This window comes from Bacillus sp. CFBP9009, assembly GCF_036541465.1.
Classification (GTDB): domain Bacteria; phylum Bacillota; class Bacilli; order Bacillales; family DSM-1321; genus Peribacillus.
Window position 1 is genome coordinate 590,435 of record NZ_JAZHFU010000001.1, and the last position, 19,922, is coordinate 610,356.

General features: G+C 42.0%; 18 protein-coding genes and 1 riboswitch. Of the genes, 15 read left to right on the plus strand and 3 right to left on the minus strand.

Annotated features, from left to right (window positions below; genetic code table 11):
* Positions 1-28: 28 nt before the first annotated feature.
* Positions 29-667, plus strand: coding sequence for a forespore capture DNA-binding protein RefZ (gene refZ, locus V3595_RS03090; protein ID WP_101222952.1), 639 nt, complete (start codon positions 29-31; stop codon positions 665-667).
* 14 nt (positions 668-681) lie between these two features.
* Here the strand turns inward: refZ and hisJ are convergent, their stop codons facing one another.
* A complete protein-coding gene (gene hisJ, locus V3595_RS03095; protein WP_485905394.1) occupies positions 682-1,485 on the minus strand; it encodes a histidinol-phosphatase HisJ in 804 nt (267 codons plus the stop codon).
* A gap of 168 nt (positions 1,486-1,653) precedes the next feature.
* Between hisJ and ezrA the strand changes: the two genes are divergently transcribed.
* The 7 genes from ezrA to rarD all read left to right on the plus strand — a co-directional run bounded on the left by ezrA (position 1,654) and on the right by rarD (position 10,921).
* Complete coding sequence (ezrA, locus tag V3595_RS03100; protein WP_485905395.1) at positions 1,654-3,348, plus strand: septation ring formation regulator EzrA; 1,695 nt, start codon at positions 1,654-1,656, stop codon at positions 3,346-3,348.
* 234 nt (positions 3,349-3,582) lie between these two features.
* Positions 3,583-4,731 (plus strand): cysteine desulfurase family protein, encoded by a 1,149-nt coding sequence (locus V3595_RS03105; protein ID WP_485905396.1) that lies wholly within the window; start codon positions 3,583-3,585, stop codon positions 4,729-4,731.
* Complete coding sequence (gene thiI, locus V3595_RS03110; protein WP_251429340.1) at positions 4,728-5,939, plus strand: tRNA uracil 4-sulfurtransferase ThiI; 1,212 nt, start codon at positions 4,728-4,730, stop codon at positions 5,937-5,939. Before V3595_RS03105 ends, thiI begins: the two co-directional genes overlap by 4 nt.
* Before the next feature lie 82 nt (positions 5,940-6,021).
* Complete coding sequence (locus V3595_RS03115) at positions 6,022-6,228, plus strand: alpha/beta-type small acid-soluble spore protein (RefSeq protein WP_034309203.1); 207 nt, start codon at positions 6,022-6,024, stop codon at positions 6,226-6,228.
* A 344-nt stretch (positions 6,229-6,572) separates the two neighbouring features.
* Positions 6,573-8,156, plus strand: coding sequence for an acyl-CoA synthetase MbcS (gene mbcS, locus V3595_RS03120; protein WP_485905397.1), 1,584 nt, complete (start codon positions 6,573-6,575; stop codon positions 8,154-8,156).
* 152 nt (positions 8,157-8,308) lie between these two features.
* A complete protein-coding gene (locus tag V3595_RS03125) occupies positions 8,309-9,910 on the plus strand; it encodes an amidohydrolase (protein ID WP_485905398.1) in 1,602 nt (533 codons plus the stop codon).
* An 81-nt stretch (positions 9,911-9,991) separates the two neighbouring features.
* Entirely contained in the window at positions 9,992-10,921 is a 930-nt protein-coding gene (gene rarD, locus V3595_RS03130; protein ID WP_485905399.1) for an EamA family transporter RarD, read from the plus strand.
* Positions 10,922-10,988: 67 nt separating this feature from the next.
* Here rarD and V3595_RS03135 read toward each other — a convergent pair whose 3' ends face one another.
* A complete protein-coding gene (locus tag V3595_RS03135; RefSeq protein WP_485905400.1) occupies positions 10,989-11,810 on the minus strand; it encodes a protein-glutamine gamma-glutamyltransferase in 822 nt (273 codons plus the stop codon).
* 313 nt (positions 11,811-12,123) lie between these two features.
* Positions 12,124-12,233: riboswitch (TPP riboswitch) on the plus strand.
* Positions 12,234-12,367: 134 nt separating this feature from the next.
* Here V3595_RS03135 and V3595_RS03140 point away from each other — a divergent pair.
* The 5 genes from V3595_RS03140 to V3595_RS03160 are packed head-to-tail and all read left to right on the plus strand — an operon-like array spanning position 12,368 to position 15,950.
* Positions 12,368-13,363 (plus strand): ABC transporter substrate-binding protein, encoded by a 996-nt coding sequence (locus V3595_RS03140; RefSeq protein WP_402898423.1) that lies wholly within the window; start codon positions 12,368-12,370, stop codon positions 13,361-13,363.
* A gap of 11 nt (positions 13,364-13,374) precedes the next feature.
* Positions 13,375-13,659, plus strand: coding sequence for a thiamine-binding protein (locus tag V3595_RS03145; RefSeq protein WP_034309193.1), 285 nt, complete (start codon positions 13,375-13,377; stop codon positions 13,657-13,659).
* On the plus strand, positions 13,656-14,438 hold the full coding sequence (locus V3595_RS03150; RefSeq protein WP_485905401.1) for an ABC transporter permease: 783 nt from the start codon (positions 13,656-13,658) through the stop codon (positions 14,436-14,438). Before V3595_RS03145 ends, V3595_RS03150 begins: the two co-directional genes overlap by 4 nt.
* Positions 14,422-15,165 (plus strand): ABC transporter ATP-binding protein, encoded by a 744-nt coding sequence (locus tag V3595_RS03155; RefSeq protein WP_485905402.1) that lies wholly within the window; start codon positions 14,422-14,424, stop codon positions 15,163-15,165. Before V3595_RS03150 ends, V3595_RS03155 begins: the two co-directional genes overlap by 17 nt.
* A gap of 14 nt (positions 15,166-15,179) precedes the next feature.
* Positions 15,180-15,950 carry a TatD family hydrolase gene (locus V3595_RS03160; protein WP_485905403.1) on the plus strand — a complete coding sequence of 257 codons (771 nt, stop codon included), beginning with the start codon at positions 15,180-15,182 and terminating at the stop codon, positions 15,948-15,950.
* 38 nt (positions 15,951-15,988) lie between these two features.
* Here the strand turns inward: V3595_RS03160 and V3595_RS03165 are convergent, their stop codons facing one another.
* Entirely contained in the window at positions 15,989-16,789 is an 801-nt protein-coding gene (locus V3595_RS03165; RefSeq protein WP_137018150.1) for an NAD kinase, read from the minus strand.
* A 324-nt stretch (positions 16,790-17,113) separates the two neighbouring features.
* On the opposite strand from V3595_RS03165, the gene V3595_RS03170 reads away from it, so the two are divergent.
* On the plus strand, positions 17,114-18,781 hold the full coding sequence (locus V3595_RS03170) for a PrpR N-terminal domain-containing protein (RefSeq protein ID WP_485905404.1): 1,668 nt from the start codon (positions 17,114-17,116) through the stop codon (positions 18,779-18,781).
* A gap of 154 nt (positions 18,782-18,935) precedes the next feature.
* Complete coding sequence (locus tag V3595_RS03175) at positions 18,936-19,910, plus strand: 2-keto-3-deoxygluconate permease (protein ID WP_063232702.1); 975 nt, start codon at positions 18,936-18,938, stop codon at positions 19,908-19,910.
* The last annotated feature ends 12 nt before the right edge of the window (positions 19,911-19,922 follow it).

The window sequence follows — 19,922 nt, forward strand, 5'->3', positions numbered from 1 at the left end:
GTCTCAAAGAAAGCGAGGGATTGCCTGAATGAATCGCCAGACGCCAACGAAACAAGCCATTGTGGAAGCTGCATTGCATTTATTTCATTTAAAAGGCTATCATGCTACATCCATACGGGATATTGCGAATAAAGCCAAAGTGAACGCTGCAAATATTGCCTACTATTTCAAGAATAAGCAGGGGTTGCTGGAATTCTGTTTCACTTCCTATTTAGAAGAGTATATCCTGGTCCTTGAGACGAACATGACATTGCTGGAACTTAAAGGCCCGCAGCATTGCTTGATGAATCTTGTAAAGGATATTCTCGCTTTCCAGAGGGAAAACTTCCTTGCCGCACGGTTCATATATGGGGAATCTTCACTCGATTCCAATTTAAATCGTGAAATTCATTCGACTTATTTTACAAAGGAAAAGTCTTATTTTCAATATATTTTGGAACAGGGGATCAAGAGCAGGAGTTTCCAGCAGGTCTCGGTTCCCATGTATATGCTTCAGTTGAAGGGTTTATTGACGGCCCCTGTCCTGCATACCCATTATGCGATGGATGTGCTTCATGTGTTCCCGCAGGAAGCCTATTACACGAATATTTATGCCAATGAAGTCGGACGTTTTTTGCAGGATACCCTTTTCATTGACCTACAGCCACTGTTAGCGGGCCGGAGCTGAAGTGTATACATGAGTTACCCATTGAACCCTTCAATCAGTGCCTGATGGCCCTGACCCAAATCCTTAGCTTGATGTGCATCGGATCCGTAAATAAGCGGAATGCCGAGGTCGAAAGCACGCTTTGCAAACCGTTCAGGAGGGTAGGGTTCACCGCATAGCGGCTTTACATGCCCGGCTCCATTATAATCTAGTTCATACCTTTGTTCTTTGATCATGTCGAGCACCTTGTAAACCCGCTCGTCAAAACTAGAAGCCGGCGGATATCGATGCTGGAACTTATGGACAAGCGTAATATGCCCGATCCGTTTTGGTTTATAAATGCCTAAATCAGTAATTATTGATTTTTCCAGTGTATCGTAATATTTGGCATACACCGATTCCACTGAACCTAGTTCATTGGCAATCTCACCAAACCCATTTTCGCTGAAATCGATGCAGTGCCAACTGCTTTGATGCTTGATGAAGTGGACGGAAAGTATACTATCATCAAGGAATTCTCCGATTTCGTCGAGGAATTCTTTTGTTTCTTTTTCATAACCCTCTATAAAGTCAACCTCCAGACCTGTTTTGATCAGGATTTTGTCTTTATGGCGATCTTTCAGTACGCGGAGCTCTTGAAAGTAATCCAGGAGCAGGGCAGCGTCCATGCCGCTGTCTTTTTCAGGCGTAGGATCTTGAAAATTTTGTGGCAATGGAGCATGTTCCGTAAATGTGATTTCCTTTAATCCTAGCTCGATTCCCCGCGTAATATATTCATCGAATTTATCCGTAGAGCCGTGAGGGCAAAACGGAGTGTGCACATGACCGTCAGCTTTCATGGTCCTTCCCTCCCAAAAAACAGGTATTTGTAGCAATTTTCTACAAAAAAAACATTTTTCTCGTCAAAAATTATTGCTAACATGGTATCATAAAAGCATTAAATTTAACATTTTTAAAATTGATATATAAACGAGCAAGACTGTAAGGACTAGAACAGGGGGCTTACCATGGATTACATAATTGGGGTAATTGTATTAATTTTGATTTTCATCATTTGGGGTTATTTTTTCAAAAAGAGATATTTTAAAGAAATCGATCGACTGGAATCCTGGAAAATAAGCATCATGCACCGCCCCGTGCTGGAAGAGCTTTCTAAAGTCAAACAATTGAACATGACAGGTGAAACAGAGGAAATGTTCGAAAACTGGCGCATTGAATGGGACGCCATCATTACCGATCATATGCCCGAAGTCGAAGAGCTTTTATTCGATGCCGAGGAATTCGTCGATAAATACCGTTTCAGCCGATCAAAAGAAGTACAGCGCAAAATTACAGTCAAGCTGAATGAAATCGAGGAAATGATCAAAAAGATCTTATACGAACTGAATGAACTCGTAGGCAGTGAGGAAAAAAACCGATTGGAAATTGAGGATATCAAGGAATCCTACCGTCAATTGAAGAAATCCCTGCTTGCACACAGGCATAATTACGGGAAAGCGGCTGATAAGCTGGAAAATACCTTGGATGAAGTATTGCAGACCCTTCAAAAGTATGACGAAGAGACCGTGAACGGCAATTATTTGAATGCGAGGGAGCTTGTTCTATCCATTAAGGAAAAGTTGGCGGTTCTGTCAGTTAAAATGGAAATGCTCCCGAAATTATTGGTAGATAGCCAATCCGAGCTGCATTCCCAGCTTCAAGAATTGAAGGATGGTTATGAGGAGATGTCAGGACAGGGGTATCTGTTGAGCCATATCCAATTCGAGCAGGAAATATCCCGGCTTGAGGAAGAACTGGAACTATATAAAACACAATTGGAAAATGCCGAAACGGAAGCCGTGGATAAAGGCATTAAAGATATGCGCCAAAGCATTGAGGTGCTTTATGACCTTTTGGAAAAAGAAGTACTTTCAAAACAGTATATCTTGAAAAATGATGAAGTTCTCAGGAAAACGATCAGTGACCTTGAATATGAAAACGATAAACTTAAAGTTGAAACCATACATGTTCAACACACATATCATCTGACGGAAAATGAGCTCGATGCACAACGGAAAATGGAAAAGCAGATTGCCCAGATTTCGAAACGCCATCAATTGCTTGTCTTGAAAATGGAGGATAATGTGATGGCAAGCTCCCTTATCAGAGAAGAGATGCAGGGGCTGGCTGCACAGTTGAAGGAATTACAGGAAAATCAGAAAGACTTCACCATTAAATTACAGGCTTTACGGAAAGATGAAATGGATGCCAGGGATTCACTGGCTGAATTGAAACGTAAAATGGTCGATACTGGACGTTTAATTGCAAAAAGCAATATTCCAGGTCTTCCAGAAGAGTATAAAGTGGTGCTATCTGATGCCAAAGAAAGCATGGATGACGTTCAGGGGAAACTTGAAGAAAAGCCGCTTGACATGGCCGCTGTTTATATTTATTTGGAAAAAGCGGTTCAACAGGTGAATAGGGTCCACGAAAAAGCCCATGAATTGATCGAACATATGTATTTGGCCGAAAAGGTGATCCAATTCGGAAATCGCTATCGAAGCAGTCACGATATGGTTGCCGAAAGCCTTAGGGAAGCCGAAGCGAAATTCCGAAGCTATGAATATCAAGCAGCGTTGGAAACGGCAGCAACGGCCATAGAAAAGGTCGACCCAGGCAGTTTACGAAAAATCGGGGCGAACATAGAAGAAGTCCTTTCCTAAAAAACCCGCCATGGCGGGTTTTTTTCTTTTACCGGACGGACCGTGAATAAACAGGTGGGAAGTTTAAATCATTCTGAGAAATAAAAAGAAGCAATTCTCCTATCATTCATGGACCAGTGTTTTACATTCTCTTTCAAATTCAATTATGTTAATATTAGATGTTGCAACAGCAACATTGAAACTTATATTTAGTAGAGTGACCATCATAGATACAAAAACATGGAAGGTGAGCCCATGATTTATTTTGATAATAGTGCAACAACAAAACCATATCCCGAAGTAATCGAATCATTCATGAAGGTTACTTCGGACTATTTCGGGAACCCCTCTTCGCTTCATGGACTTGGGGTGCAATCCGAAAAACTGCTTTCCGCTGCAAGAAAGCAGATCGCTGATTTATTAAAGGTGAAGAGTTCGGAAATATATTTCACTTCCGGGGGGACGGAAGGAAATAATCTTGCCATTAAAGGGGCCGCCCACTTTCAGGGAAATCGCGGCAAACACATAATCACGACAGCGATTGAACATCCTTCTGTAGAAGATACATGCCAATCATTGACGAAAATGGGTTATGAGATCACATATCTTCCCGTTAACGAATTTGGGAAAATTGATGTAACGGATCTTAAGGATGCATTGAGGGAAGATACCATTTTGGTTTCCGTCATGCATGTTAATAATGAAGTTGGCTCGATACAGCCGATTGCTGAAGTGGGCAAATTGTTAAAACAATACCCAAACGTGCTCTTTCATGTCGATAACGTGCAGGGTACAGGCAAAGTTACGTTATCATTGCGTGATGCCAATGTGGATTTATGTACAATCTCCGGCCACAAGGTGCACGGCTTGAAGGGGACGGGCATCCTTTATGTTCGTGAAGGCGTTCGGGTCGATCCGCTTTTCCATGGCGGCAATCAAGAAACGAAAATCAGGAGTGGCACCGAAAATGTCGCGGGAATCGTCGCCTTATCGAAGGCTTTGCGTATTAGTATGAACAATCAATTGCTATATCATGATAAGCTACAGCAAATCAAAACTTATTTATATAAAGGTTTGCAGGAAATGGACGGGGTGTTGGTTAACAGTCCCGAAGAGGGGACACCCCATATTGTGAATTTTTCCGTTCCGGGACTTAAATCCGAGGTATTGCTGCATGCACTTGAATCGGAAGGAATATATGTTTCGACGACTAGTGCCTGTTCTTCGAAAAAAAGGACGGTAAGCAAAACGGTGGATGCGATGTTCCATAATTCAGCTCGTTCCGAAAGCGTCATCCGAATCAGTACTACCTATGGCAATGAAATGGAAGAAGCAAAGCAAGTTCTGGCGGCGATACAGAAAATAGTCGCTAATTTAGAAAAAATAATGAGGGTTGCAAAATGAAATTTGATCATATAATTATCCGTTATGGAGAAATCTCCACGAAAAAAAGAAACCGTAAAGGCTTTGTAGACAAAATGAAGGCACATATCCGCTGGAGTTTAAAAGATATAGAAGGCGTAGTGCTTACAGCTAACCGGGAGCGGATGTACGTTCTCCTGAACGGTGCGGACCATAAGCCTGTCATTGACCGATTGAAAGGCATTTTTGGAATTCAGTCATTAAGCCCTGCGATAAAAATTGAGCGTGATCTGGAAGTGATGAAAACGGCAGCATTGTATTACCTTAATCATACTCTTGAAGAGGTAAACACGTTCAAAATCACGACAAAACGCGCGGATAAGGATTTTCCATATAATACCGATGAAATTAACAGGGCAATCGGCGGGCATTTGCTTCGAAATACAGAAGATTTAAAAGTGGATGTAAAGAACCCTGATTTGAACCTGCTAGTGGAAGTGAGACGCGAAGCCGTGTATTTGACAGGTGAAATCATCCAGGGAGCAGGCGGTCTTCCATTCGGGTCAAGCGGAAAGGCGATGCTGATGCTTTCAGGCGGGATTGATAGCCCTGTTGCGGGCTTCCTTTCGATGAAACGGGGATTGGACGTGGAAGCGATCCATTTTTACAGCCCACCGTTCACAAGCGAACGTTCACGTCAAAAGGTCATTGATTTGGCGGGCAAGCTGGCAGAAATAAATGGAAGCATGAAAGTGCATATCGTTCCATTTACGGAAATCCAATTATTGATTCAAAAACAAATCCCGGAAAACTACTCAATGACCACAACCCGTCGTTTAATGATGCGGGTCGCCGATCGAATCCGTGAAAAGGAAGAAGCCATGGCACTGATTACCGGTGAAAGCCTTGGGCAGGTTGCAAGCCAGACGATGAGCAGCATGTTTGCCATCAATGAGGTGACGAATACACCGATCCTGCGTCCGCTCATAACCATGGATAAAACGGAAATCATCAAAATTGCAAGAGAGCTTGATACGTTTGAAATATCCAATCTGCCTTACGAGGATTGCTGTACGGTCTTTACGCCGGCAAGCCCAAAAACGAAACCGAAACGTGAAAAAGTCAATTACTATGAAAGCTTCGTCGACTTTGAATCCTTGATTGAAAAAGCGGTCTCCGAAACAGAAGTATTGACGGTTAAACCTGGACAGACTTTCGATAAGGAAGAAGCGATGGAAGACTTGTTTTAATATCCTGTAATTACCAATAAAATAGTGCGAATGAAGCCATGTGTTTTAACACACTCTATAATCACAAGGAGGTGAAAAACACATGGCAAACAACAACAGCTCAAACGAATTATTGGTACCTGGAGTTGAACAAGCTCTACAACAAATGAAATATGAAATCGCTACAGAATTCGGCGTACAACTTGGTGCCGACACAACATCTCGCGCTAACGGTTCAGTTGGTGGAGAAATCACAAAACGCCTTGTTCAAATGGCTGAACAACAATTAGGCGGAGGCTTCAACAGATAATTTAATAAATATGGCTACAGAGAGCGGGTTTTAACACCCGCTCTCTTCTGTTTGTCGACTTCGTTATACTACATTATTTTTTACTGTAATTCTAATTGGATTGAAGAAATTTGCGACACCCCTGCCGAATAACGCAGACAGTCGGCGGATTTCTGAATCAACTGAAACGTTTATCAATAAAAAACTGAAAGCAAATTCGCTTTTCTTCGAGTTTGTCTACAGTCTGCAGAGAGCGGGTTCAACACCCGCTCTCTTTTATTTATTTGTAAAAATAAATAGAAATATAAGAGAAGTATCTTGTATAATGAGTAGGTACTAAGAGTTCATAATTGGAGGGGAAGAATATGAAGCGTGAAGACTTATTGGCTCCGGAACATTACAACTTAGTGAGTGAAATGGAACGTTATGCAAAAGATCCAGAAAAAGTTGCCGTACTCTGGGAGAACGAAACCGGAGATAAAAAACAACTTACATATGAGAATTTATTAAAGAGTGCAAATAAAATTGGAAATGCCTTAAAGAAAAAAGGACTGGGTAAAGGTGATACGGTCCTTATCATAATTCCTCGTTTGGTGGAAGCATATCAAGTGTATTTAGCCGCATTGAAAATTGGCATGATTGTCATACCTTGTTCGGAAATGCTTCGTGCGAAGGACTTGCAGTATCGAGTCAACCATGGTGATGTCAAAGGAATCATCAGTTATCATGAATATACTCATGAATTGAATGAAATAGAAGGAGCGGAAAGCCTTCTGAAATTCTCAATCGGAAAACGAATCGAAAATTGGCTGGATTTGAATGAGCTTGCCGACAAAGAATCCGATCAGCTCCAAATGGCCGACACGAAGAGTGAGGATATGGCGTTCTTATCGTATACTTCCGGAACGACAGGAAATCCAAAAGGGGTCGTCCATACACATGGCTGGGCTTATGCACATTTGAAAACGTCTGCTGCAAACTGGCTCGGCATCAGCGAAACGGATGTGGTTTGGGCAACTGCGGGTCCAGGGTGGCAAAAGTGGATTTGGAGTCCTTTCCTGGCGGTTCTAGGAACGGGAGCGACCGGCCTTGCTTATCATGGGAAGTTCGAGGCGAAAAAATATCTTCAGCTGCTTCAGGACTACAAAGTGAATGCATTATGCTGCACACCAACTGAGTATCGATTGATTGCAAAGGTGGATAACCTTGATGACTATGATTTATCCCATCTTCATAGTGCTGTATCAGCGGGAGAGCCTTTAAATCAAAAAGTGTTCGAAGTCTTTAAAAACCATTTCCATATTGAAGTGCGTGATGGATATGGACAGACTGAAAATACCCTGTTGGTAGGTGTAACAAAAGGAATGGAAATTAAATTGGGCTCCATGGGCAAACCGACACCGGGCAACCATGTGGAAATCGTTGATGATTCCGGTAAACCTTGTTCTCCTGGCGTAGTGGGGGATATTGCCGTACATGTTGATACACCTGCTCTCTTTAAAGAATATTTTAAAGACCCCGAGCGGACATCGAAGCAATTCCGTGGGGATTATTATATCACTGGCGATCAGGCGAAAAAGGATGAGGATGGTTACCTCTGGTTTGAGGGTCGTTCTGATGATATCATCATCAGCTCGGGATATACGATTGGACCGTTTGAAGTGGAAGATGCACTCGTTAAGCATCCATATGTTAAAGAGTGTGCCGTTATAGCAAGTCCTGATGAAATAAGGGGAAATGTGGTCAAGGCGTATGTCGTATTGATGGATGATGTTGATCCGAACAGCCAAGACTTGATCAAGACGCTCCAATCGCACGTGAAAGAATTGACTGCCCCATATAAATACCCAAGGAAAATCGAATTTTTAGAAGAGCTGCCCAAAACGACTTCGGGTAAAATCAAACGGGTGGATTTACGGAAAAGGGAAGAAGCACTCCTTAACAATTGATTGAAAGCATTACCGTCAGCCCCCATGGCTGGCGTTTTTTTTATAACAGGGGTTAGGATAAAAGCATAAATATGGGAATTCAAGATATGAGATGGTACACTTACTGCATATCTGCACAGTAACAATCATTTAATAAGGAGTGTAAAGCCGGAATGGGAACGTTATGGTTCAATGGGTCGATTTATACGATGGTTAAAGAAAACGATCAAGTGGAGGCAGTCTTCACTGAAAAGGGGGTAATTGTTGATACCGGCAGCCAGGACTATCTGAAAAATGAATATGCCGGCAATATTTCCAGGGAAATCGACTTAAAAGGACAAACGATGTTGCCAGGGTTAGTGGATAGTCACCTTCATTTGGTCGGGCATGGTGAAAGGCTGCTTCGTTTAGACCTCTCTTTGATGGATAGCAGGCAGTCCATCATGAAATCCTTGGAGGAAAAGTGCTCAAAGACCCCGGCTGGAAAGTGGATTGTTGCCGAAGGGTGGAATGAAAACGAATGGCCGAGTCCTGAATTGATATTACGGGATGAGCTTGATGCGATATCGACAGAACATCCCATCGTATTGAAAAGGATCTGCCGTCATGCCCTGGTGGTCAATTCCCGTGCCCTTTTGGAAGCGGATATTAAAGAAGATATTAAAGAACCTTCAGGCGGGGTGATCTGCCGTTATCCGGACGGACGTTTAAATGGTTTATTTAAAGAAAGTCAGGCACAAAACCTTATTTTAGACAGTCTTCCAGGCATTGATCAAGAATATATCGAAAACGCGCTCACAGAGGCCATAGAAGACGCATATAAGCTGGGTTTGACTGGCGGACATACTGAGGACCTCCATTATTACAATGGCTTCATGCCGACATATCAGGCGTTTAAATCGGTGATCGAGGACCGGGAAATGACCTTCCGCGCCAATTTACTCGTCCATCACGAAGCGTTTGAAGAAATGCTGGCAGCAGGCGGCGGCTATCAGAAAGGTACGCGATATATTAAATTCGACAGCATGAAGATATTTACGGATGGCTCCTTAGGCGGACGCACAGCCCTGTTGAGCGAGCCCTATGTAGATCAAAAGAATACGAATGGAGTCGCGATATTCACTGAAAACGAGCTTCAGGAATTGGTGAAAAAAGCAAGGGATGCCGGAATGCCGATTGCTGTCCATGCGATTGGCGATCTCGCTTTTGAATACGTCTTGAATGCAATTGAGGCCCTCCCCCCGCAAGAGGGACAGAGGGACCGGCTCATCCATGCGCAGATCGTCCGGCCGGAGCTGTTGCAGCGGGCGGCAAAGCTGCCGTTAATTTTTGATATCCAACCGGGCTTCGTCCCGTCCGATTTTCCGTGGGTGGAAGAAAAGGTTCCAGCCAATCTGTTGGAATCCTCCTATGCCTGGAAAACCTATTTGAATTTGGGCATCATTTGTGCGGGAGGGTCGGATGCACCCATTGAGCCATTAAATCCAATTTTGGGCATTCATGCAGCTGTCACAAGGATGAAAATCAATAGTGAGGACCATACCGTATATGGCCTGGGTGAAAGGCTTTCCGTTTACGAAGCCTTTGCACTGTATACAAAAGGGAGTGCTGCGGCAATTGGCCAGGAAAAACGACGCGGTGTAATCATTAAAGGGTACGATGCCGACTTTACCGTGTTTAATCTGGATGTCTTTGCTGTTGCGCCGGATGACCTCCTAAAAGCTGAGGCGGTCATGACGGTCATCGATGACAAAATCATGCATGATAAAAAATAACAGTTGCAAAAAAAGAAATGGAAATACAAAATTGTTAGATGGAATTAGATAAAAGGAATGTAATTGGAAAGAAGGCAGGTTATGAACGTGAATGAACAAAAAGAAGGGGCGATCTATGCAGCCCTTTCTTACATGATGTGGGGAGTCGTGCCGATTTTCTGGAAGTTCCTTCAGGGGGTCGGTGCAACAGAAATTTTAGCTCAGAGGGTATTATGGTCTTTCGTGTTCATGCTGGTTTTATTGATGTTCATGAAAAAATGGCAGGCGTTTCTTGTCTATGTCAAAAACATATTGGGAAATCCCAAACTCTTTGCGGCATTACTTACGGCGTCACTGCTTGTTACAGCTAATTGGGGAGTGTTCATCTGGGCCGTTAACTCAGGACGGATCCTCGACACGAGCCTTGGATATTATATCAATCCGTTAGTCAGTGTACTATTGGGAGTGATAGTCTTAAAAGAAAAATTGAGCGGGGCCCAAATCATTTCGTTCCTGCTTGCAGGAATAGGAGTCTTGATCCTGGGCATTCATTTCGGCACGATCCCGTGGATCTCTCTTGTTTTGGCCATGACCTTTGGATTATACGGTCTGGCAAAAAAAATGATCAAGGCCGAAGCGGCGATCGGGCTGACGCTCGAAACGATGATGGTAACGCCTCTGGCCCTGGGTTACCTGATATACTTGATGAACCGATCAGAAATGCAATTCTTTACAGCAGGAAGCACAAGCTTGCTGTTGGTGGGCGGCGGGATAGTCACGGCCTTGCCTCTTTTATATTTTGCAAAAGGGGCGGAGAAGATCCCGTTATCGATGCTTGGCATTTTTCAGTATATCGCTCCGACCTTATCTTTATTGATCGGGGTATTCATCTATCATGAAAGTTTTACCAAAGCACATCTTTTAGCCTTTTTGTTCATATGGTCAGCCTTGGCTGTTTATACATTATCCATAACGAAATGGGGTCAGGCGAATGCCCGCAGGCTTAAAGGCAAAGGGAATATTGGTGCATGAATAAGAAAAAATGCTTGGGAGATCTCTCCCCAAGCATTTTTTTATGCCAGTATATAAAACAAAAAGGTCATGAAAGGTAAATCTTCGAACCTATTTCAGAAACAATACAATTGGAAAGGCTGACAGGACAGTGATCGGGCTTTGCTCTATTTAGTTGGAATTGGCTATAGAAGGAACTATCCAGGAAAATGATATGATCTGTCAGGAATGCTGATATGGTGGCGTACGGCTTTCTATGGCTATTTAATTCAGTGATGATTCCCTGTGCACTGGTAATCCCGATCCCGTGGCCATAAAAGAGGTTATTTCCTAATAATATGGCATTTTCACCTTGCCATTCAGGAGTTGCCTCGTCGTGATCAGGGTTTTTGAAGTAAACGCAATCGCCTGGTAAATAATCCCTTCCTTGATGAATATTAAGAGCCATATTCTCTGGAGGGCGCCAGTCATATAAAAAAAGGTTTGAAAAAAGGTAATCGAAATTCCTAGGGCCGATTAAATCCAAAATCGCCTTTAAAAAAGTGACGACCATTGCTGTCCCGCATTCGAAAGCATAAAGCCTTCCATTCATGAAAATGTCCAGAAGTGCAGCATGAGGGAAAATCCCTGGCTGAAGGGTGAAGGTGCCACCCTTTGAAAGGCGCCAATATTGTTCATTGGATTGCGATTCCTCAAGTGTGGAAAATTCTGCATCACTTTTATCCAACGCAATAGCTGCCTCAATGACTCGGTGCCTCAGCTGCATCTCGAAATTAAACTCTCCAAAGTTCCGGTATTCAAGAACGTTAGAATCTCCCGCCAAACATTGGAGAATTTCAAGCGATTTAGCAGATGCTATTCCTGGTTGGATTTGACTGACATCTAACCATCTGTGATTAATCTTTATCATGATCATATCCACCTTTTGCTTATTAAATTAACGGTATATAAAATCAGTAAACATAAATGTCTACAGGTAATGCTCATTATATGAATGCCTGCAAAGAAATGACTATTTGGAACGTGTCAGCCACCGTTGCAGTCAAGAATGTTTGGAATGAAAAGAGGCAGAATTACCTTGCTTTCAATGATTTTCGTTCCAAAAGATGTTTTGCTAGATAACCTTAAGAGCAAGGAATACCTTTCCAATTAGTGAGAAGAAGCAAATTAGTATTCCCTTTTCCTCATGAATTGATATAATGAGAGAGAAAAGTTCATATGTGCGAGAAATGTAGGGGGGCCAGTACTGCTGGCTGAGATTGCATCCTTTAGATGCTGACTCTTTGAACCTGATCTGGGTGATGCCAGCGGAGGGAACATATTATTACTGACTTTCTGTTTTGTATGTTAACGTCCGAATTCATCTTCGGGCGTTTTTTGCTTTTTTATCCAGTATTTGAATAGACCCTGGGGCCCCATTATGGTTCCGGCATATGGATCTTATATGATGTGTAGGAGGATAATAACTTGAATAAATTCTTACCACTGTTAACTTCGTTGTTCCTTTTGGCTGGATGTGGTGCAGGCGGAACTAATGAAAAAGAAGAAGCATCTAAAAATGAAGAATTAAAAAAGGTATCGGTCGTGCTCGATTGGACACCGAATACAAACCATACAGGATTGTATGTTGCCAAGGAAAAAGGTTATTTTAAAGAGCAAGGTCTTGATGTGGAAATTATCATGCCAGGTGAAGCTGGAGCGGATAAGCTTGTCGCTTCAGGAAAATCTGAATTTGGCGTGAGCTACCAGGAGGGCATAACACAGGCCCGTGTGCAGGGCGTGCCAATTGTTTCGGTTGCTGCCGTCATCCAGCATAATACCTCTGGATTCGCTTCCCCTGAGGCAAAAAACATTAAAACTCCCAAGGATTTTGAAGGGAAAACGTATGGTGGCTGGGGGTCTCCGGTTGAAAAGGCCATTATTGATTCACTAATGAAAAAAGAAAATGCGGATGTAAATAAAGTGGATATAGTCAATACAGGAGACATGGATTTTTTCACTTCTGTTAAGAGGGATATAGATTTTGCCTGGATTTATTATGGATGGACAGGCATTGAGGCTGAGTTGCGAAATGAAAAGCTTAATATGGTTTACTTAACCGAATACTCTGATAAGCTTGATTACTATACGCCTGTTTTGACTACAAATGAAAAGATGATAAAAGAAGATCCCGAAACTGTTAAAGCATTCGTTCATGCAGCATCGAAAGGGTACCAGTTTGCGATTAAGAATCCTGCTGATGCAGCAGACATGTTAATCAAGTCTGCGCCGGATCTTGATGCAAAACTAGTTAAGAAAAGTCAGGAGTGGCTTGCAGCCAAGTATCAGGATGATGCTCCGCGTTGGGGTGAACAAAAACTGGAAATCTGGAAGAATTACAGTGATTGGATGACTGAAAACAAGCTTCTTGAAGGTGATTTCGATCCTGAAAAGGCATTTACCAATGAATTTTTACCAAAATAGGAGGAAATACAATGGCCAATTCATTAATTAGTATACAAATTATTCCTAAAGGGGAAAATGTCATCCCTATGGTCGATGAAGCAATCAAGATCATTGAAGAATCAGGTGTCAAGTATGAGGTTCACCCGCTTGAAACGACAATGGAGGGCGAGCTTTCCGAACTTTTTGCCGTGATTGAAAAAATGAATGTAAGAATGATTGAAATAGGATCGCCGAATGTCATTTCGCAAGTGAAAATATTATATCAGCCAAGCGGGATTACGATGGATACGTTAACGGAGAAATATCGGGCATGATCGGAAGGGGAATTTGGAAGAAGGGGGCTCCCTTCTTTCTTTTATTATTGTTGCTGATAGTTTGGGAGTCAGTGACAATCTTATTGAAGGTTGAAGAATGGCTGCTTCCCGCTCCATCAGCCATTTTCATTGAAGGAATTGAGTCATCGCGGAATCTTTACGGACACCTTATATCCACAACCGAGCTTGCGTTGTCTGGTTTTTTTATTGGAAGCTGCATCGGCTTATTGATCGCGGCAATCCTACACCTATTTCAAGGTGTGAAGGACGCGGTTTATCCTCTGCTCATACTATCACAAAATATACCTATCATAGTTTTGGCCCCGCTTTTGGTGATCTGGTTTGGCTTTGGTATGCTGCCTAAGTTAATAGTGATTTCGCTTGTATGTTTTTTTCCGGTTGCGGTTGCATCATTGGACGGTTTTCGCCAGACACCATACGAGCTTAAGCATTATTTCAAGATGATGGGAGCGGGAAAAAACCAGTTATTTTGGAAGCTGGAATTTCCTCACTCAATCCCGTTCATTTTCTCCGGCCTGAAAATTTCGGCCACCTATAGTGTGATGGGTGCGGTTATTTCAGAGTGGCTCGGGGCAAAATCGGGGATTGGTGTTTATATGACGCTCGCGTCCTCTGCGTTCAGGACAGACCGGGTGTTTGTTGCCATTTTCATCATCATGGGAATGAGCCTGATCTTTTTTGGAATCATTACCTTCCTGGAGAAATACTTAGTTTCTTGGAAGAGAAAGGAGGGCGGCAAGGATGAAGCTGGAAATTAAAGATGTCTTCTATTCTTTCGATGGTAAACAGAATATATTGGAGAATATGAATTTCCAAGTGGATGATGGGGAATTTGTCACGATCCTTGGGCCATCGGGCAGCGGTAAAAGTACATTGTTCCACTTGATCGGCGGCATTTTGAAGCCGGATCAAGGCATCATTTCACTGGATGGTAAAAAGATAAATGGCTTAAAGGGCCATATCAGCTATATGCCGCAGCAGCCTTCCCTTTTACCTTGGAGAACTGTATTGGAAAATGTTTTGCTTGGAAGTGAACTTGCTGGGATCAGAGATAAAGAAAAGGCAAAAGCCCTTTTGATGAAAGCTGGATTAGAAGAGTATGAGAAAGCATATCCGCATGAATTATCAGGAGGCATGAAGCAAAGGGCCGCATTCATCCGGAGTATCTTAAGTCCACAGGACTTGATGTGCCTGGACGAACCCTTTTCTGCCTTGGATGAACTGACAAGATTGCAAATGCAAAAATGGCTGTTGTCGGTTTGGGAGGAAAATCGGAGGTCGGTGCTCTTTGTTACGCATAGCATAGATGAAGCGGTTTTCCTATCCGATAGAATTTATGTGTTATCAGCAAAACCGGCTGCTGTCATCAAAGAAGTGAAAGTTCCATTTCCAAGGCCAAGAAGTGAAGAACAGCTTCTTAGTGATGAATTTTTTCATTTGAAAAGAGAGTTATATGCAGCACTAATGCCAACTCTTTCTACTTAAGGAGGCTATTAAATTTGAGGATCATCGACAGCCATATCCATTTAGATAAATATGATGTTGTTAAGCGGAAGCAGATTCTGACTGACATGGAAAAGGTTCATTTGCAATCCTTGCTGACTGTTTCCATGAATTTGGCTTCTTCGATTAACAATTATCAGCTTTCACTGAAAGATTCCCGAATTAAGCCTGCCTTTGGCTTTCATCCAGAGCAGCCCCTCCCGAGTGATGAAGAAGTGAACGAATTATTGAACTGGATGCGGGAACATCGTCAAGATATGGTTGCCATAGGTGAGGTTGGACTGCCCTATTACTTAAGGCAGGAAAATCCCGACATTGATAACTCAGCGTATATAGTGATACTGGAGAAGTTCCTGGCTTTTGCTAAAGAGGTGGAAAAGCCGGTTATCCTTCATGCCGTCCATGAAGATGCACCTATCGTTTGCGACCTTTTGGATAAGCATAAAATCACAAAGGCGCACTTTCATTGGTTTAAGGGCGATATCCGGACAGTCGAAAGAATGGCCGAAAAGGGCTACCGCATTTCGATTACACCTGATGTTTGTTATGAGAGGGAAATACAGGAATTAGTTTCGGCATACCCACTTAAGCTGATGATGATTGAAACGGATGGCCCATGGCCGTTTGAAGGGGTTTTCGAAGGGAAATGGACCCATCCCGGCATGATGCATGACAGTGTGCGTCAAATTGCTTCGATTAAAGGATTGCCGATTGAGGATGTTTATGAAACCCTTTATCAAAATACGAAAGATTTTTATCATATATAAAGGTACCGGCTATCATATCCGGTACCTTTTTAGTTCGTTCAAAGGAAGGTCCTTTTAACCTTTTCCCAAAAGGAATTGTCTTTTAGCTTAACGGTCTTGATGACTTTACCGCTTAACCGGACCTTTACCTGTTCGACATGATTGATGCTTAAGGCTTCATTGTCCATTCCGATGATCGGATAGCTTGGCCCGTTTTGTTCAAGGTGGATGGTCAACGTCCTATCACCGCTTAGAATGAATGAGGAACCTAAGGTCCGATAGGTATTATTATTGATGGAAGCAAGCTCGCTCACTTGAAAGCAAGGGAGAAGGGGATCGACAACGGCCCCATTGACCGATTTATTATAGGCGGTGCTTCCTGTCGGAGTCGCAATGATGATTCCGTCCCCGCGAAAAGTTTCAAAATGGAGTCGATCAATGAAAATATCCATGATGAACGTTTTGGTGATGGAAGACCGGATACTGAGTTCATTAAGGGCATAAAAGGAGGGCTGATCATCCAATTGGATATCGATGGTTGGATATTTACGCACCTCAATTTGCTCTCTAGTCATGGCATCGATCATTTTATCCGTATCTTCCAAGTGGAAATCGCAATACATATTCAAATTACCTGTGGTGGAAATGCCCGCATATAAACAGTCATCCCTGAACCCGGTTTTACGGGCTGCCTGCAGGAATGTGCCATCATCACCGATGCTTACGATGATGTTTGCTTTTGTGAAATCCTGGATGACTTCATACGAATGTTGCTTCGCCAAGTCTGACAAGTATTCAACCTTGCTAAGCATCTCTGCATTCGGTGCATGGAAAAAATAAATATTCCTTCGAGTGTTCATCATGATCCCTCCTAGTATGTATGTTGATGAAAGGGCTTTCTTTTCTTTTGAAATAGGAAAAACGCAGTACAAAATGCAGCTGTACATTTCGTACATTTTTATATGACATAGTTTATCATGGAATGAAGCACTTTTGTTAAAGCGGTAACGAAAAGAAAGAATGGCCCGCTCTTACATGATTAACTAGGATTGTCTTTTTAGGAAGTGAAAAGAGAATGATGGTATAATTAATTCTTAATAAGGGCCCTTTCAATCCCTGCTATACAAAGGGTATATGACCAAATGGTGAAGAGGGTTCGGATATTAAGAAAGTAGGTCATCTGTATGAAAGTACATATCATTGCACCGTATGAATCAATGATTCCAATTATAAAAGCGTGTGTGCCTCTTTATCCAGACTTAGAAATAGGGTATTCCATAGGCGACCTGGAAAATGGTGTTGAACTTGCAAAATTGGAAGCGGAAAACGGAGCGGATGCCATAATCAGCAGGGGAGGAACGGCCAAGTTAATTAAGAAATCGATCAATATTCCAGTGATCGACATGCACCTTTCCGGTTATGATATGATCCGTTCCCTGACATTAGCCAGTGAGCTTAAAGATAAAACAGCCATCGTAGGATTTTCAAATATAACATCAGGCGCCCAATCGATTATTGACTTATTGGACCTTCCTTTACAGGTTTATACGGTCCGTGAATCAAAAGAAGTAGCTCCTCTCATTTTGACTTTGAAAAACGAGGGTTATAAACAGATTGTTGGTGATGTGATTACAATAAATACAACCATCTCTTATGGCATGAAAGGATTCCTCATTCAATCGGGAAAGGAATCAATCATAAGGGCTATCAATGATGCTAGGGAAATGACTGCCTATCTTCATTACAAAAGCGACATCAATAGGATGTTTGAAAGGCTTTTAGTCAAAGAAGTCCACAATATCGTCATTTTAAATAGTGATAACCAAATCGTCTATGAGCATTTAACGGATTTTGACTTCAATCCATTGACCGATGATCAATATATAACCATGAATGGAGAAGTGAACGTAAGTAAGCAGCTTCATACCAGTTTTTCACAGGATGGCATCAGTATAGAGGTAGACGGCTTTTGGCATGATGGTTTGTACTCTTCATATGGTGTTTATGTATTAGATGCCAGTTCGATGAAACGATTCGAACAAAAAGGGGTGCAGATTAAGGAAGCTTCCATCTCAGAACCGATTGCCATGGATACAGTTCTCATAAATAATGTAACATCGCTATATAAGAACCATGAAATCATTCACTTAAAAGGAAATCGAGGGACGGGTAAGGAGTTTCTTGTAAATTATATACATAATGAACAAACTAAAAATGGAATGCTCCTTATAATTGATTTCAAAGAATTCAAGGAAGCAGATCTTAACAAGCTCCCTCTTGAGCATATCCGCACCATAACTCTGAAAAATATCGATTGTCTAGGTGATTATGAACCATTAAGAGAATTTCTAAGCATTTGCTGCAGAAAAAGTCTATCGATATTCATTGTATCAAATGTTCAAATCAACGAAGCCATTGCTGGACATTTTGCAATAAACACGATTCATATGCAGGATTTATCGCAACGAAAGAGCGATATAGGAAACTTATCGAAATTCTTTTTATCCTATTATCATCAAACGTATGGAACAACCGCAATGAATATAAAAAGTGATGCTCTTGCTCTTCTGGAAGAGTATTCGTATCCTAACAACATTGACGATTTAAAACAGTTAATTAAGCAAATAGCTTTAAATGAAAAAGAGTATGTAATACGAATGGAAACCATTCAGAAAATAATAGAAGATAATAATATTCCGACTGATATCTTCGTTTCACAAAAAGCGACGCTAAAAGAAATGGAAAAGTATATCATTCAGCGAATTCTTAAAGAGGAAAATTATAATCAAACGAAAACTGCCGAACGATTGGGTATCAACCGGGCAACATTATGGCGCAAACTTAAAGAATGACTTTAAGTTTGTTTTTTTTTGATTAATGTGTTGCATTTTTAAACTAATTTAATAAAAAGTAGTTTTATATTTTTATAAGTGTTGCTTTTATTAACATCATATTTTAATATGAATATTGTAAGCGCTTTAATAATAAAACAAAGGGGTTTTTATTATGAGAATTAAAGCAACGCTTGATCGTATCCCAGGGGGGATGATGGTTGTTCCGCTATTGCTGGCAGCCACTATCAATACATTATTTCCTAGTCTATTAAGGATTGGCGGTTTTACGGAAGCACTGTTCGTGAACAGTTCAAGTGCTTTGATAGCATTATTCCTCTTAATTGCCGGAACGCAAATCAATCTTCGTACAGCAGGCACTTCGGTGAAAAAGGGCGTTACACTTTTAACATATAAGTGGGTGTTAGGAGCACTGGTCGGCCTACTTGGATTCTGGCTGGCAGATAGTAACGGATTGTTTTTAGGGATGGCACCATTGGCAATTATTGCAGCCATGACAAATTCCAATGGCGGGCTTTATATTGCATTAGCCGGTCAGTATGGGAAAGAAGAAGACAAGGCTGCCTACCCATTTCTCGCTTTAAGTGACGGTCCATTCTTAACAATGGTAGCGCTTGCTATTTTCGGGACAATGGGCTTCGCTGATGGCATGTTCTCTCCAACTTCGTTCATAGCCGTATTGCTTCCGCTGCTAGTTGGGGTGGTATTAGGGAATTTGGATTCCGAGATGAAAGATTTTCTTTCTAAAGGAAGCGATAAGCTTGTTCCTTTCTTTGCTTTTTCATTAGGTATGGGGATTAATTTCACAGCTATAATCCAAGGTGGATTAAGTGGAGTATTACTTGGCGTGATTACAGTTCTCCTAACTGGTGGAGGAGGGTACCTGATCTTTAAATGGATAGGATGGAACCCGATTGTCGGTGCTTCTGAAGGCTCCACTGCGGGTAACGCCGTCGGGACTCCGGTGGCTATCGTGGCAGCGAATGCTTCATTCGGGATCCATGCGGAGCTTGCTACTGTACAAATTGCAGCAAGTGTTGTGACAACAGCTATCCTTCTCCCGATATTCATCGGCTTCCTATCCAAGCATTTGGATAAGAAGGGTGGAGTGGCTAAATACAATAATTAGGCTAGCCCATGT